Consider the following 13,934-nt stretch of genomic DNA (forward strand, 5'->3'; position numbering starts at 1 on the left):
CTTAAGGTCTCCGTAAGGTTGGCTTCACCCCAACTTAAGACTGGGCGCCTACGAATGCGACCAACGAGGCGTCCCGCGTTCAGGGTCGCGCAGGTCAGGTGATGATGTCCAAGAAAGTCCTCATCGTCGAGGATAACGAGCTGAACATGAAGCTTTTTCATGATCTGCTCGATTCCCAGGGCTACGAGACGCTGCAAACCCGTGAAGGGTTGCAGGCGTTGGCCCTGGCGCGCGCCCATCATCCCGATCTGATTTTGATGGATATTCAGCTGCCTGAAATCTCGGGCCTGGAAGTCACGAAGTGGCTGAAGGACGATGAGGAACTAAGCCACATCCCCGTCATCGCCGTGACCGCCTTCGCCATGAAGGGCGACGAGGAGCGGATCCGCCAAGGCGGGTGCGAGGCCTATATCTCCAAGCCGATCTCGGTGATGCATTTCCTCGAAACCATCCGGCAGCACCTCGGATGAGCGCCCGGATCCTCGTCGTCGATGACGTGGACGTGAACGTCCGCCTGCTCGAAGCCAAGCTGACCATCGAATATTACGACGTCCTCAGCTGCAATGACGGCGCGACGGCCCTGGCCATCGCCGCCGAACATCAGCCGGACCTGATCCTGCTGGACGTCATGATGCCGGGCATGGACGGGTTCGAGACCTGTCGCCGGCTGAAGGCCCAAGCCGAGACGCGTCATATCCCTGTCGTACTGGTCACCGCGCTGGACGGCCGCCAGGACCGCATTCGGGGGCTGGAAGCCGGCGCTGACGACTTCCTGACCAAGCCCATCGACGACGTGATCCTGTTCGCGCGGGTCAAGTCGCTGACCCGGCTGAAGCACGTCATGGACGAACTGCGCGAGCGCGAGGAAAGCGGTCGGCGCCTGGGCGTCGATTCGGACAAAGCCGCGCGGCTTCGCAGCGAGGGCGGGCGGGTTCTGATCGTCGATGACGATATGCGCCAGGCCGAGAAGATGGCGGCCGAGCTGAGCGGCGAACACCGCGTCACCATCGAATCCGATCCCGAGGCGGCTCTGGTCGCGGCCAAGGGCGCGCTGGACCTGATCATCGTCAATGTCGCCGCCGCCGGTTTCGACGGCCTGCGGATCGTAGCCCAGGCCAAGTCGGGTGACGCACGCCGCGCGCCGATCCTGGCGGTGGTGGAGCCGGCCGAACGGCCGCGCATGGTCAAGGCGCTGGAACTAGGCGCCGCCGACATCCTGCCGCGTCCCATCGACACCGAGGAGCTGTCGGCGCGAGTCCGCACCCAGATCCGACGCAAACGCTATACCGACTTCCTGCGCCAGAAGCTGGACAGCAGCATGGAGATGGCCGTCACCGACGCCCTGACCGGCCTGCACAATCGTCGCTACATGACCAGCCAGCTACAGGCGTTGGTCGGACGCGCAGCCCAGGGCGGAGCCCAGGTCGCGGCGCTGGTGCTGGACATCGACCACTTCAAGTCGGTCAACGACAGCTTCGGCCATGACGCCGGGGACGAGGTCCTGGTCGAGTTCGCCGTGCGCCTGGCCACCAACGTCCGCGCCGTCGATCTGCCGTGCCGGATGGGCGGGGAGGAGTTCGTGGTCGTCATGCCGGGCGCCAGCCTGGAAGACGCCGGCCGCGTCGCCGAACGGATTCGCCGTGATGTCGCCTCCGCCCCATTCCGGGTCATGGGCGGCAAGGAACAGATCACCATCACCATCTCGATCGGCGTGTCCGCCACGACCGGCGACGGCGACACGCCGGAGGGCCTGCTGAAACGTGCCGACGAAGGCGTCTATGAGGCCAAGGCCGCCGGCCGCAACAAGGTCATCGCCAAGGCGGCCTGACCGACCCCTAGACAACGAAAAACGCCCGGCTGGAGACCAGCCGGGCGTCTTCAGTTTCTCAGCCGATCAAGTAGTTACTTGATCTTGCCTTCCTTGAACTCGACGTGCTTGCGCACGACGGGGTCGTATTTCTTGACGACCATTTTCTCGGTCATGGTGCGGGCGTTCTTCTTGGTGACATAGAAGAAGCCGGTGTCGGCCGTGGAGTTCAGGCGGATCTTGATGGAAGCCGGTTTGGCCATCGGAATTACCTCTGCGACGGCGAAAGCCGCTTAAAATAAGAGGCGCGGAACATACTCAGGATCGCTCCAAAGTCAACGGGCGCGATGCCACGTTGATGCGGTCGGATGCACATATAGTGTGACCGTATGAAAATCGCATCCTTGCTGGCCGCTGCGGCCCTGGTTTCCCTGTCGTCCGCCGGCGTCGCGGCGGCGTCTCCCGCTTCGGCCCCCGTTCTGAGCCAGAACGATTTCCTGGCGCGGCTGAACGCCCTGTGCGGCCAGCGATTCGAAGGCCGGGTCGTCACGACCGACGCCGCCGACGCCACGTTCGCCAGCGAGCGGCTGATCATGCACGTCCGCGACTGTTCGGCGGACGAGGTGCGCATTCCGTTCGCGGTGGGCGAGGATCGGTCGCGCACCTGGGTCGTGACGAAGACGGACACAGGGCTGCGGCTGAAACACGATCACCGGCATGAGGACGGCACGACCGACGTCCTGCACTGGTATGGCGGCGACACGGCCAACGCGGGCACGGCCGAGCGGCAGGAGTTTCCAGTCGACGCCGAATCGATCGCCCTGTTCAACGCCAACGACGCGGCGGTCTCGACCACCAATGTCTGGGCGATGGAGGTTCATCCCGACCGGATGTTCGCCTATGAACTGCGCCGCCCCAACCGCCATTTCCGCGTCGAGTTCGATCTGACGAAGCCGGTCGCCGACTAAGAATCAGACGACGCGCCAGGTTTGAAGCGGCCGCACGGTGGCGCAGGCGGGGCCGCCGTCCTTGGCGCGGCCGGGCAGGGCGACCTCCAGCAAGCGCCCCTCGCACGCCTGAACCAGCAGATCGGCGGGGATGTCATGGATGTCGATCTTGGCGCGTCGGCTCCATTCGCTGGCGTGCTGGCCCGCAGACGCGCCGATGGCGATATAGACGAACCGCCGCGCCGGCCCCTCGCGCCGCACGAATGTCCCGGTCAGTCTCCCGTCGTCGGACAGGGTGACGGGCACGTCGAAGCTGATCGGGCCGTCGCCGGCGATGCGCGGCTCGACCGGCATATTGGCCTTGTCCTGCAGGCTGTAGGCGACGCCCGCGACGGGGGCGGCGATGGTCAGGCGCAGGGTGATCGTCGATCCGGCCATGTTAGTCCCTGTGTTCGACCGTGTGACGGCCCCGCACCATCCGCACGAAAGGCAGGGGACGGTTCGGGTGTTCCAATCGCTCCGCCAACTCTCCCAGCACGAAACGGGTGATGGCGGGCAGGTCCAGGCTGCGCGCCTCGTCCAGCGGCAGCCAGGCGATCTCGTCCAGTTCGCCAGAGCCTGCGGTCGGGTCCGGGCTCAGCAGAGCCTCGGCCGGCGCCATGAAGAAGCGGGCATCGAAGCGCCGCGTGCGACCCGGAGGCGTGATGGCGCGGGCGATGTAGGACAGGACCGACAGATCGGGCAGGGCGCCCGCCTGACGATACTCGCGCCACGGTCCGGCGACTGAGGCGCTCGGCGCGGACCGCCCCAGGATCAGCCCGGTCTCCTCGAAAGTCTCGCGCACCGCTGTCAGCGCCAGGGCGCGCGCCCGGCGGGCCGTCAGTTCGCCTTCCAACCGCCGCACGACATCGGGCGGCAGGTCGCCTGTCGCAGCGGCGGTAAAGTCGCTCCGGTCGATCCGCCCGCCTGGAAACACCCATTTCGACGCCATGAACACATGCCCTGGCGCCCGTCTTCCCATCAGCACCTGGGGCTGCGACCCGCCTCGCGTCAGGATCAGGGTCGCCGCATCCTTGGGTCGCTGCGCGCCGCCGACGCGCGGGGCGTCGGCCAAGTCCTGTGTGGCGTCGAAGGGCTGATCTTTCATTCCGCTCATCCCGGCGAAAGCTTGGACCCAGTGCTTTCGTTCGCACAGGCGGTCGGGGTTGGCGTCCGAGCCTCGCGACAAGCGCTCTTCGCCCAAAGAACTGGGTCCCGGCTTTCGCCGGGATGAGCGGATGTTTTTGTCACTTCCGCTTGCCCTTGCGCACACCCTTCAGCCCGCCTGAGGGCCTGCCGCCCTTTGCTGGCTTGGGACCGCCTGGGCGACCCTTGCCGCGCATCGGCGGGCCGTCGCCGCCGCGTCCTCGGACGCCGTAGCGCGGGGCGGGGGCGTTGGGATCGCGCGGCTCCGGCTCGCTGAGCATTTCGAACACCAGGCCGCCTGTGACGGGGGTGGCCTCCATCAGCTTGACCTCGACCTTGCGGCCCAGGGTGAACCGCTTGCCTGTGCGTTCGCCGACCAGGGCGTGGGCGCGGTCGTCGTGGGCGAAATATTCGCTGCCCAAGGTCGAGACTGGGACCAGGCCGTCCGCGCCCGTCTCGTCCAGCCGGATGAACAGGCCGAAGCGGGTCACGCCGGTGATGCGGCCGGTGAAGGTCGCCCCGACGTGCTCCTCCAGATAGGCGGCGATATAGCGGTCCATGGCGTCGCGTTCGGCGGCCATCGACCGGCGCTCGGTCATGGTCACGCCCTCGGCGATGGCGGGCAGTTCGGCGATTTCGCGATCCGTCAGCCCGTCCTTGCCGAGGTTCAGCGCCCGGATCAGGCCGCGGTGGACGATCAGGTCGGAATAGCGCCGGATCGGCGAGGTGAAGTGGGCGTAGCGGTCTAGGTTCAGGCCGAAGTGGCCGATGTTCTCGGGGCTGTAGATCGCCTGCATCTGGCTGCGCAGCACGACCTCGTTGACCACGTCGGCGTGTTCGGTGTCGCGGGTTTCGTCCAGCAGCTTGTTGAACCGCTTCGTCGTGCCCGGCTCGCCCTTGTTCCACGGCTTGCCGATGGTGGAGAGGAAGTCGGCCAGGTTGAAGATCTTCTCCTGGCTGGGCGTGTCGTGGATGCGGTAGATCAGCGGGGTCTTCTTCTGCTCCAGCGTTTCGGCGGCGCAGACGTTGGCCTGGATCATCATCTCCTCGATCAGGCGGTGCGCCTCCAGCGAGGCGCGCTTCTCGATGGAGGCGATGCCACCGTCGGGGGCCATGCGGATGCGGCGCTCGGCGGATTCGATCTGCAGCGGGCTGCGCTTCAGCCGGCCCTTCAGCATGGCGTGGTAAGCGTTCCACAGCGGATAGAGGATGGCCTCCATGATCGGGCCGGTGGCGTCGTCCGTTTGCCCGTCGATGGCGGCCTGGGCCTGTTCGTAGCTGAGCTTGGCGTGCGACCGCATCAGGCCGCGTACGAACTTGTGGCCGGTCTTTCGGCCGTCCTTGTCGAAGACCATCCGCACAGCCAGGCAGGCGCGGTTCTCGCCCTCCTTCAGGCTGCACAGACCGTTCGACAGCACCTCCGGCAGCATCGGTTCGACGCGGTCGGGGAAGTAGGTCGAGTTGCCCTTGTCGCGCGCCTCGCGGTCCAGATGGGTTCCGGGGCGGACATAGGCGGCGACGTCGGCGATGGCGACCCAGACGATCCAGCCGTTCGGGTTCTTCGGATCGTCGTCGCGCGCCGCATAGACGGCGTCGTCGTGGTCGCGCGCGTCGGCGGGGTCGATGGTGATGAAGGGGACCTCGCGCAGGTCCTCGCGCCCCTTCAGCGTCGGCAGGGCCTGATCCTTGGCCTCGCGCTCGACCGCCTCGGAGAAGCCGGTCGGGACGCCGTGGGCGTGGATGGCGATCAGGGAGGCGGCGCGGGGGTCATCCTCCTTGCCGATATGTTCCAGGATCTTGCCGCGCTTGGGACCGAACCGCTGCTCGCCCTTTTCTATGGCGGCCAGGACCAGATCGCCGTCACGCAGGTCGCCGGACTGGGCCTGGGGCACCAGCAGCACGTCCTTGGAACGACGATCGACGGGCTCGACGCGGGTCTCGCGCGCCGACTTGCGGATCACGCCCAGGACGCGGTTCGTACCCACATCCAGCTTCTTGATCAGCCGGGCTTCCCAGCCGTCCGCGCCGCGCTGGAACTTGACCAGCACCCGGTCGCCCAGGCCCGGCGCAGGCCCCGGTTTGGACTTGTCGGGCATCAGGATGGCGCGGGGCGCATCGGCGCTGGCCTCGACCAGACGGACATACAGTTCGCCGTCGCCGTCGCGTTCGATCACGTCGGCGACGCCGACGGGGGGCAGGGCGCCGGCCTCGGAGAAGCCCTTGCGACCGCGCTTGCCCAGCCGGCCTTCTTCTTCAAGTTCGCGGATCATTTCGCGCAGGGCCCGGCGGTCGCCGCCCTTCAGTCCGAAATGGCGTGCGATATCGGTCTTCTCGGCCGATCCGGCCTCGCGCAGGAAGGCGAGGAGGGTGTCTTTGTCGGGCAGGCCGGCGGGCGGCCTCTTGGATGAATTGGTCATTATGTCTTTCGTAGCGCGGAACCACGCCTTTGGGTAAATCTTGGGGGGTCAAATCTTGCGTGAGTTGACCGAGTGAATGCGGGGCTTCAGCTTCCGCCGTCCCCGAATGGAGTCTTCGATGTCCCTGCATGCCCCCGCCCTGAGCGCGACCGTGAAGTCGCCGCTGGATCTGATCGGCAAGACGCCGATGGTGGAGGTGACGAAGATCGACACCGGCAAGTGCCGCCTGCTGCTCAAGCTGGAGTCCCAGAATCCCGGCGGCTCGATCAAGGATCGGATCGCGGTCGAGATGCTGGATGCGGCCGAGAAGGAAGGCTGGCTGAAGGAAGGCGGCACCATCGTTGAGGCGACGGCGGGCAATACGGGCCTGGCGCTGACCCTGGTCGGCCGGGCGCGGGGCTATAAGGTGCTGCTGGTCATTCCGGACAAGATGTCGAAGGAAAAGATCCAGCATCTCAGGGCCATGGGCGCCGATGTTCGCCTGACCCGTTCGGACGTGCCGCACGGACACCCCGAATATTACACCGACATGGCCGAGCGTCTGTCCCAGGCGATCCCCGGCGCCTATTACGTCAACCAGTTCGCCAACCAGTCGAACGCCGACGCCCACGTGAAGACGACGGGGCCGGAGATCTGGGAGCAGACGGGGGGGGATATCGACGCCTTCGTCGCCGGCATCGGCTCGGGCGGCACGATCACCGGCGTGGCGCGCTACCTCAAGAGCGTGGGTTCGAAGGCCCAGATCGTCCTGGCCGATCCAGTCGGATCGACCCTGGCCGGCATCGTCAACGACGGCGTGCCGGGGCCGGACGGCAGCTACACAGTCGAGGGGATCGGCCAGAACTTCGTGCCCGACACGGCGGACATGACCCTGATCGACAAGGCCTATTCGATCCCGGACGCAGAGGCGATCGCCACCGCGCGCGAACTGCTGCTGAAGGAAGGCATCCTCGCCGGCTCATCGTCGGGCACGCTTATCGCCTCGGCCCTGCGCTGGTGCCGGGAACAGACGGAAGCCAAGACCTGCGTCACCTTCGTCTGCGATACGGGGGCCAAGTATCTGTCCAAGGTCTACAACGACGCCTGGCTGGCGGACCAGGGCCTGGGCGAGCGCGAGCTGCACGGCGACCTGTCGGACCTGATCAACCGCAAATACGAGAAAGGCGACGTGGTCGTGGCCGGACCGGGCGACACCCTGGACACCGCCTTCAAGCGGATGAAGGGCGCCGACGTGTCCCAGTTGCCGATCATCGAGGACGGCCGCTTGGTCGGCATCCTGGATGAGAGCGACCTGATCCAGGTGATGAACACCGACGAGATCACCCGCAAGGAACGGTTCGCCAAGCCGGTGGCCTCGGCCATGACGCGCGATCTGGACACGCTTCAGGTCAAGGAGCCGCTGGACGCCCTGATCCCTGTCTTCGACCGTGACCGTGTGGCCATCGTGCTGGACGGCGAAAAGTTCGTCGGCCTGATCACCCGCACCGACCTGATCAACCACCTCAGCCTGAACCGGTAAGAACGATGGCCGACAAGAAGAACAGCCAAGGGTTTTCCACCCGCGCCATCCATGCCGGCCAGCATCCCGACCCGACCACGGGCGCGGTGATGACGCCGATCTACGCGACCTCGACCTACGCCCAGGAAAGCCCGGGCGTGAACAAGGGCTATGAGTATGCGCGGGGCAAGAACCCGACGCGCGAGGCGTTCGAGGCCTGTATCGCCGACCTGGAGGGCGGGACGCACGGGTTCGGCTTCGGCTCGGGCATGGCGGCGACTTCGACGGCGCTGGAGCTGCTGGACGCGGGTGATCATGTCGTTACGGGCGACGACCTGTACGGCGGCTCGTGGCGGCTGTTCGAGCGGGTGCGCCGGCGCACCATGGGGCTGGACTTCGCCTATGTGGACCTGAGCGACATTGCAGCGGTCGAGGCGGCGATCACGCCCAAGACCAAGATGCTGTGGGTCGAGACCCCGACCAACCCGCTGATGAAGCTGGCGGACATCGCCGCCCTGTCCAAGGTGGCCAAGGCGCATGGCCTGCTGCTGATCGTGGACAACACCTTCGCCACCCCCTTCTGCCAGCAGCCGCTGAGTCTGGGGGCGGATGTGGTGATGCACTCGGCGACCAAATACCTGAACGGCCATTCGGACATCATCGGCGGGGTGCTGGTGACGGCCGATCCCGATCTGGCGACGCGGATCAAGTTCCTGCAGAACTCGGTCGGCGGGATCATGGGGCCGTTCGACGCCTTCCTGGCCAACCGGGGGCTGAAGACCCTGGCGTTGCGGATGAAGGCGCACTGCGAGAACGCCCTGACCGTCGCGCGCTGGCTGGAGACCCGCAAGGGTGTGGCCAAGGTCATCTATCCCGGCCTGATCGCCCACCCGCAGCACGAGCTGGCCGCGCGCCAGATGAGCGGCGGCTACGGCGGGATGGTGACGGTGGTGCTGGAGGGCGACCTGGAGCGCACGAAGCGCGTGCTGGAGCGGGTCGAGGTCTTCACCCTGGCGGAGTCGCTGGGCGGGGTCGAGAGCCTGGTGAACCACCCGGCGATCATGACCCACGCGAGCGTGCCCAAGGACGTCCGCGAGGCGGGCGGCGTGACCGACAACCTGATCCGGCTATCGGTCGGGGTCGAGAACGTCGAGGACCTGATCGCGGATCTGGATCAGGCCCTGGGCTGATCTCAGCTGGAGGGTAGGGCGGTCTGGTGGCCGGTGACGGGCGGCAGCTTCTTCTTGGGAGCGACGCGTTTCACCGGCGCCTTGGCGGCCTTGGGCAGGGCGGCGCGGCGGGCGATCTCGGTGTCTATCACAGGCAGGATGTCAGCGGCGGCCATCACTTGAGTGGAGGCGCCGGTTTCGGCCAGGCGCGTGGCGTTGGCGCGCAGGCTGTTGAGGTCGGCGTCGGTCATCGTCGGGATTTTTTCGGCGAGGGTCGTCATGGGTCACGTCCTGATGGAACGGGCTTCAGGGCCGGCGCGCGAGGCGCCAGCCCTTCAGCTGATTGAAGGCGATCTCGACCACGACGCGGTCGCCCAGCATGGATAGGCCTTTAGGCGAACCGAGCGAGGGCAGGACCGAGACGACGTGGCCGTTGTCCAGGCGGACCTTGCGGCCGCCCAGAGGCAGGTGCTTCGTCACGACGCCATCAAAAGCGATGGCGTGCGTGTTGAGAAGCGTGTCCTACTCTGCCGCCGTAAGGCGACCAGCGGATTCCTTGCCGGAGCGCGAGTCACGTTCGATTTCGTAGGAAATCTTCTGGCCTTCGTTCAGCGAACCAACGCTCGAAGTTTCGACGGCCGAGGCGTGGACGAAGACGTCCTTGCCGCCATCATCGGGAGCGATGAAGCCGTAGCCTTTGGTGGGGTTGTACCATTTTACAGTGCCGGTAGCCATTTGGAGACCTCCGTCTGGCGTTGACCGCAGGGAGGGATCCCTGGTCGGCCTGTCGGGTCTGAATGGGATCGGCTTTTGGACCTCGGTGCGTGATGCAAAGGGAGCAGCGGCGTTACGCAGAGAGATCGACAGCCCCTATATGGGCCCGCGACGCCGTTTGTGCAAGGCGCGGGGCTCAGAAGGCGTAGGCGACCTTGGCGACCAAGGCGTCTTCGTACTGTTCGCCGAAGGTGTGGGCGTTGGTGTCGTAGTAGCGCAGGTCCAGCTCAATCGCGTCCGTCAGGGCGTAGGTCGCACCGGCGTTCCAGCCCGTGTAGTCGGGCGCGTTGTCCTGCTCGCGCCGGCCCAGCGCGACCGTGCCGTTCAGACGATTGGTGAAGTCCCAGCCCACCCGGCCCTCGATCCAGGTGAAGGCTTCGGTCGAGCCGGCTGCGTCCGGCGAATACTGGATCTGCAGGCGCGCGCTGGCCGGGCCGATGGAGCGGCTGGCGTTGCCGGTGAACTCCCAGGCGTCCTCGTCGTAACCCGCCTCGGCGTCCAGGCGGTTCTTGTAGGCGACGTTGAAGTCGAAGCTGTAGCCGAACGCCTCAGGCTGATAGCCGGCGACGAACTCGGCCTCCACGTTGGAACCGCCCGACTGGATCGTCTCGAAGCCGGGGCCGACATAGAACAGGCCGTCCGCGCTTTCCCACGTCGCCGAGCCGAAGGCGTAGCCGTCGTTGCCGGACTTGGACGCGTTCTTGGAACGGTTGTCCGTCCCGGCGCCCAGTTCGAACGACCAGGCGTCGCGAGCGGACGGCGCCTGTGCGGATTGGGCTGCTGCTGGGGTAGCGACAGCGGCGGCCAAGGCGGCGGCGGCCAAGGCAGTGGCGGAAAGGGCGGCGAGAACGGTCGTGCGGATCATGGCGGCTCCAACGCGCGAGATGCGGATTGGCGCCGCCTTTAGCGTGCTCCGGTCTTGATGGCGAATTCATCCGTGGCCTGAGCGAACTCTTGTCGCAGGCGGGCGACCAGATCGGCGGTCGGCAGGACGTCGTGGATGGCCCCCGCGCCCTGGCCGGCGGACCAGACGGTCTTCCAGGCCTTGGCCTCGTCGCCCATGTCCAGCTTGTGCTCGGGCAGGTGTTTGGGATCGATCCCGTTCTCAATCAACGACTTGCTCATGAAGTTGGCCGGAATGCCCGACACGGCCGGGGTGTGGACGATGTCGGTCGCGCCGCTGTCGATGACCATCTGCTTATAGGCGTCGGCGGCCATGGCCTCGGTCGTGTTGATGAAGCGGGTGCCCATATAGGCGAAATCGGCGCCCAGCATCAGCGCCGCCGCGACATCTTGTCCGGTCGAAAGGGCGCCGGACAGGATGATGGTTCCCTTGAAGAAGCTGCGGACCTCGTTGACCAAAGCAAAGGGGTTGATGATCCCCGCATGACCGCCCGCGCCGTTGGCGACCAGGATCAGGCCGTCGACGCCCGCCTCCGCCGCCTTTCGGGCGTGGCGGATGTTGGCGATGTCGTGGAAGACCTGACCGCCATAACCGTGAACCGCATCCACCACGTCGCGCACGGCGCCCAGCGAGGTGATGATCAACGGCACCTTCTCCTCGACCGACACCATCATGTCGGCCATCAGCCGGGGGTTTGTCGGGTGGACGATGTGATTGACGCCGAAAGCGGCGGCGTCAGGCTTCAGCCGTCCCTTGATCTCGTGAATCCAGTCGCGATAGCCCTCGGTCGTGCGCTGGTTCAGCGACGGAAAGGTGCCGATGACGCCCGCATTACAGGCCTCGACCACCAGATCCGGCCCGGAGACCAGGAACATGGGCGCCGAGATGATCGGCAGGATCAGACCTTTTTGCAGCGAAGCGGGAATGGCCACGGGCGTCTCCTGGGTTTTGTTTCGCTACGCTTAGCGGGCTGTCGCGGGGGAAGGCAATCGTCAGCGCGGCGGTGCGTTGAACGGCACCCCGACCGTGAAGGTCCTGTCTTCGTCGCTCGGGCCGAGCGTCGCCGGATTCAGACGGCCGCGTCGCACGACCTGGATACCGGCCTGCCCGAAGCCGAGGTTCGGCGGTGTTTCCTCGACGACGCTGCAAGAGGTCGGAACCCCGGCTGCTGTCGCAGTGCAACGGACGTCCACCCGACCGCTGATGCGCCTGCGCAGAGCTTCGGGAGGAAAGTCGGCGGGCATTGGCCGGGGTTGGACGGACCATTGCATGGTCTGCGCGGCTTCGGCTTGTGGAGGGGCAGCGGGCGAGGTCTGCGATGGTAGGACGACCATGAGAGCGGCGAGGATGGAAAGGGTCATTGCTGGATCCAGGCGAGATTTCAGTCTCGGCAGCGAAAAACAGAGTCTCAATCGTCTCAAATCGGGGGGTGACATTGCACGTGTACGGGGAAATGGAGTGCAAAATGCAATGAAGTGCAATTGGGCGGCGGTGTTGGTCTCCGAAAAAACAGTCCAGGTCAGTCCAAGTTTTTCGGCCTTCTAGTTGAAACCGCCCATCATACGGGCGCTTGCGGGGACGGTCGGTCGATTGACGCTGCTGGTCATCAGGCCGTTGAAACGGCGAAAGAAGTTCTCGCGAAATAGGGTGGATGTCGCCCCTTAACCCTCCCCCGTCGGGGGAGGGGAACCGCGAAGCGGTGGAGGGGGCCGATCGCGCACCTGTCGGTGAATATGATCCACCACCGCCGCCATCTCGCCCAGCACATCCCGCGCCGCGATCCGAACGACGGTGATCCCGCGCGCATTCAGCCATTCGGTTCGGCGCCTGTCGTGTTCGACGGCGTTGGGCTGTGCATGGCTGTTGCCGTCCACCTCGACCGCCAGACGGGCGTTCTCGCAATAGAAGTCCAGGATGTAGGGGCCGATGGGGTGCTGGCGGCGAAAGCGAATTCCGTCGAGGCGGCGGCCTCGAATCTGCTGCCATAGCAGCATCTCGGGCAGGGTCATTTCACGGCGCAACTCGCGGGCGCGGGCGACGGTAGACTTGGGTGCATAGGTCGTTTGCGTTCTCGACCGTGTGTGCGGCCGGCCCCCTCCACCGCTTCGCGGTCCCCCTCCCCCGATGGGGGAGGATTTTCAAGCCGGTCGCAAGCGCCTAAATGCCCCGCATGACCCATTACACCGACAACCTCAGCCAGCTCGGCGCCCAGACCGCTGCCCCGACCAGCCCCGAGACGGCCGTGCTGGAGCGGGTGCCGAACCCGCATGCGGGTACGCTGTATCTGGCCCGGTTCACGGCGCCCGAGTTCACCAGCCTGTGCCCGGTGACGGGCCAGCCGGACTTCGCCCATATCGTCATCGACTATGCGCCGGGCGAGTGGTTGGTCGAGTCCAAGAGCCTGAAATTGTACCTGACCAGTTTCCGCAACCACGGCGCCTTCCACGAGGACTGCACCGTCGCCATCGGCCGGCGCCTGGCGGACCTGCTGGCGCCGAAGTGGCTGAGGATCGGGGGCTATTGGTATCCGCGCGGCGGCATCCCCATCGACGTCTTCTGGCAGACCGGAGCGCCGCCCGAGGGGCTGTGGCTGCCGGATCAGGGCGTGCCGACGTATCGCGGGCGGGGTTAGAAGCTTGCCAGTATTCAGATCTGACTGTCAGAGGTCTCCGTGCATTACCGTAATAATTAATCTGAAAAGAGGGTAGCCTACGCCTATCAAGAATGTCATGCATGATGATATTGTAAGATACGCGGCCCATCGTCTAGATTGTTCAGCTTTCTTGTCTTCGCTTTCGACAATTTTTTCGTCCACATTTTCAGGCTGCTTCAGATTTTCCCAGGTGTTGTTGGCTTCTGAATATCGCCAGCTATTCTCGTCATGCCTCCAGGCGGATCCGATGAAGCCAAAAGCTGCGAAAGCTGCCGTGACGCCGAGCAAGAATAGCCACATCGATGGAATGAGTTGGTAAAGAAGTATTGTGTTGTCCTTCGGTGCGGAGAGCGTTGCATACCCTAGAAGGGCGGCTCCATTACCTATGCCCAAGGTTCCGAGCCAACGCTTTGCCGCATCATTGGCGTGTGAAGCGGCGTTAGCTATTTCTGTTTCATAAAGTTTGGCCAGCTTTTCTTCAGCGTTCATATCGACCCCTACTAATTACATGGTGCGAAAATTCGCTTACGGCGAAAGCTTTTTAGCCACAACCTGTATGCAATGCGGAAGCCTATCTGAT

At 65.3% G+C, this 13,934-nt stretch carries 18 protein-coding genes; 6 read left to right on the top strand and 12 right to left on the bottom strand.

Annotated elements, in window-relative coordinates; all coding sequences use genetic code 11:
* Positions 1 to 104: 104 nt before the first annotated feature.
* Together ACP7BH_RS00935 and ACP7BH_RS00940 are read left to right on the top strand one after the other, a co-directional pair.
* Positions 105 to 470: a response regulator gene (locus tag ACP7BH_RS00935; protein ID WP_167762544.1), complete on the top strand. Its 366-nt coding sequence runs from the start codon at positions 105 to 107 to the stop codon at positions 468 to 470.
* Positions 467 to 1,828, top strand: coding sequence for a PleD family two-component system response regulator (locus ACP7BH_RS00940; protein WP_425984446.1), 1,362 nt, complete (start codon positions 467 to 469; stop codon positions 1,826 to 1,828). The genes ACP7BH_RS00935 and ACP7BH_RS00940 overlap by 4 nt, the downstream gene beginning before the upstream one ends.
* Before the next feature lie 74 nt (positions 1,829 to 1,902).
* Here the strand turns inward: ACP7BH_RS00940 and rpmG are convergent, their stop codons facing one another.
* On the bottom strand, positions 1,903 to 2,070 hold the full coding sequence (gene rpmG / locus ACP7BH_RS00945) for a 50S ribosomal protein L33 (protein WP_003164451.1): 168 nt from the start codon (positions 2,068 to 2,070) through the stop codon (positions 1,903 to 1,905).
* Positions 2,071 to 2,196: 126 nt separating this feature from the next.
* Between rpmG and ACP7BH_RS00950 the strand changes: the two genes are divergently transcribed.
* On the top strand, positions 2,197 to 2,775 hold the full coding sequence (locus ACP7BH_RS00950) for a hypothetical protein (protein ID WP_425984444.1): 579 nt from the start codon (positions 2,197 to 2,199) through the stop codon (positions 2,773 to 2,775).
* 3 nt (positions 2,776 to 2,778) lie between these two features.
* On the opposite strand, the gene ACP7BH_RS00955 is transcribed toward ACP7BH_RS00950, so the two are convergent.
* From ACP7BH_RS00955 to rnr, 3 genes are all read right to left on the bottom strand, one after another.
* Positions 2,779 to 3,192, bottom strand: coding sequence for a DUF5990 family protein (locus ACP7BH_RS00955; RefSeq protein WP_425984442.1), 414 nt, complete (start codon positions 3,190 to 3,192; stop codon positions 2,779 to 2,781).
* A gap of 1 nt (position 3,193) precedes the next feature.
* Positions 3,194 to 3,901 (bottom strand): NUDIX hydrolase, encoded by a 708-nt coding sequence (locus tag ACP7BH_RS00960; protein ID WP_425984440.1) that lies wholly within the window; start codon positions 3,899 to 3,901, stop codon positions 3,194 to 3,196.
* 139 nt (positions 3,902 to 4,040) lie between these two features.
* Entirely contained in the window at positions 4,041 to 6,356 is a 2,316-nt protein-coding gene (rnr, locus tag ACP7BH_RS00965; protein WP_425984438.1) for a ribonuclease R, read from the bottom strand.
* Between the two features lie 118 nt (positions 6,357 to 6,474).
* Here rnr and ACP7BH_RS00970 point away from each other — a divergent pair, with 118 nt between their 5' ends.
* Positions 6,475 to 7,875 (top strand): pyridoxal-phosphate dependent enzyme, encoded by a 1,401-nt coding sequence (locus ACP7BH_RS00970; protein ID WP_425984436.1) that lies wholly within the window; start codon positions 6,475 to 6,477, stop codon positions 7,873 to 7,875.
* Positions 7,876 to 7,880: 5 nt separating this feature from the next.
* Positions 7,881 to 9,044: a cystathionine gamma-synthase gene (locus tag ACP7BH_RS00975; protein WP_425984434.1), complete on the top strand. Its 1,164-nt coding sequence runs from the start codon at positions 7,881 to 7,883 to the stop codon at positions 9,042 to 9,044.
* A 2-nt stretch (positions 9,045 to 9,046) separates the two neighbouring features.
* On the opposite strand, the gene ACP7BH_RS00980 is transcribed toward ACP7BH_RS00975, so the two are convergent.
* The 7 genes from ACP7BH_RS00980 to ACP7BH_RS01010 all read right to left on the bottom strand — a co-directional run bounded on the left by ACP7BH_RS00980 (position 9,047) and on the right by ACP7BH_RS01010 (position 12,710).
* Positions 9,047 to 9,304 (bottom strand): hypothetical protein, encoded by a 258-nt coding sequence (locus tag ACP7BH_RS00980; RefSeq protein ID WP_425984432.1) that lies wholly within the window; start codon positions 9,302 to 9,304, stop codon positions 9,047 to 9,049.
* Between the two features lie 25 nt (positions 9,305 to 9,329).
* Positions 9,330 to 9,503 carry a hypothetical protein gene (locus ACP7BH_RS00985; protein WP_425984430.1) on the bottom strand — a complete coding sequence of 58 codons (174 nt, stop codon included), beginning with the start codon at positions 9,501 to 9,503 and terminating at the stop codon, positions 9,330 to 9,332.
* Positions 9,504 to 9,545: 42 nt separating this feature from the next.
* Positions 9,546 to 9,758 carry a cold-shock protein gene (locus ACP7BH_RS00990; RefSeq protein WP_008260450.1) on the bottom strand — a complete coding sequence of 71 codons (213 nt, stop codon included), beginning with the start codon at positions 9,756 to 9,758 and terminating at the stop codon, positions 9,546 to 9,548.
* A gap of 175 nt (positions 9,759 to 9,933) precedes the next feature.
* Positions 9,934 to 10,662 (bottom strand): TorF family putative porin, encoded by a 729-nt coding sequence (locus ACP7BH_RS00995; protein ID WP_425984429.1) that lies wholly within the window; start codon positions 10,660 to 10,662, stop codon positions 9,934 to 9,936.
* A 38-nt stretch (positions 10,663 to 10,700) separates the two neighbouring features.
* Positions 10,701 to 11,633 (bottom strand): NAD(P)H-dependent flavin oxidoreductase, encoded by a 933-nt coding sequence (locus ACP7BH_RS01000; protein ID WP_425984427.1) that lies wholly within the window; start codon positions 11,631 to 11,633, stop codon positions 10,701 to 10,703.
* A 60-nt stretch (positions 11,634 to 11,693) separates the two neighbouring features.
* A complete protein-coding gene (locus ACP7BH_RS01005; RefSeq protein ID WP_425984425.1) occupies positions 11,694 to 12,062 on the bottom strand; it encodes a TonB family protein in 369 nt (122 codons plus the stop codon).
* A gap of 300 nt (positions 12,063 to 12,362) precedes the next feature.
* A complete protein-coding gene (locus ACP7BH_RS01010; protein ID WP_425984423.1) occupies positions 12,363 to 12,710 on the bottom strand; it encodes an endonuclease domain-containing protein in 348 nt (115 codons plus the stop codon).
* A 161-nt stretch (positions 12,711 to 12,871) separates the two neighbouring features.
* On the opposite strand from ACP7BH_RS01010, the gene queF reads away from it, so the two are divergent.
* Positions 12,872 to 13,333: a preQ(1) synthase gene (gene queF / locus ACP7BH_RS01015; protein ID WP_425984421.1), complete on the top strand. Its 462-nt coding sequence runs from the start codon at positions 12,872 to 12,874 to the stop codon at positions 13,331 to 13,333.
* Positions 13,334 to 13,360: 27 nt separating this feature from the next.
* On the opposite strand, the gene ACP7BH_RS01020 is transcribed toward queF, so the two are convergent.
* A complete protein-coding gene (locus ACP7BH_RS01020) occupies positions 13,361 to 13,843 on the bottom strand; it encodes a hypothetical protein (RefSeq protein ID WP_425984419.1) in 483 nt (160 codons plus the stop codon).
* Between the last annotated feature and the right edge of the window lie 91 nt (positions 13,844 to 13,934).

This window comes from Brevundimonas sp. TWP2-1 (assembly GCF_049897645.1).
Taxonomy (GTDB): Bacteria; Pseudomonadota; Alphaproteobacteria; order Caulobacterales; family Caulobacteraceae; genus Brevundimonas.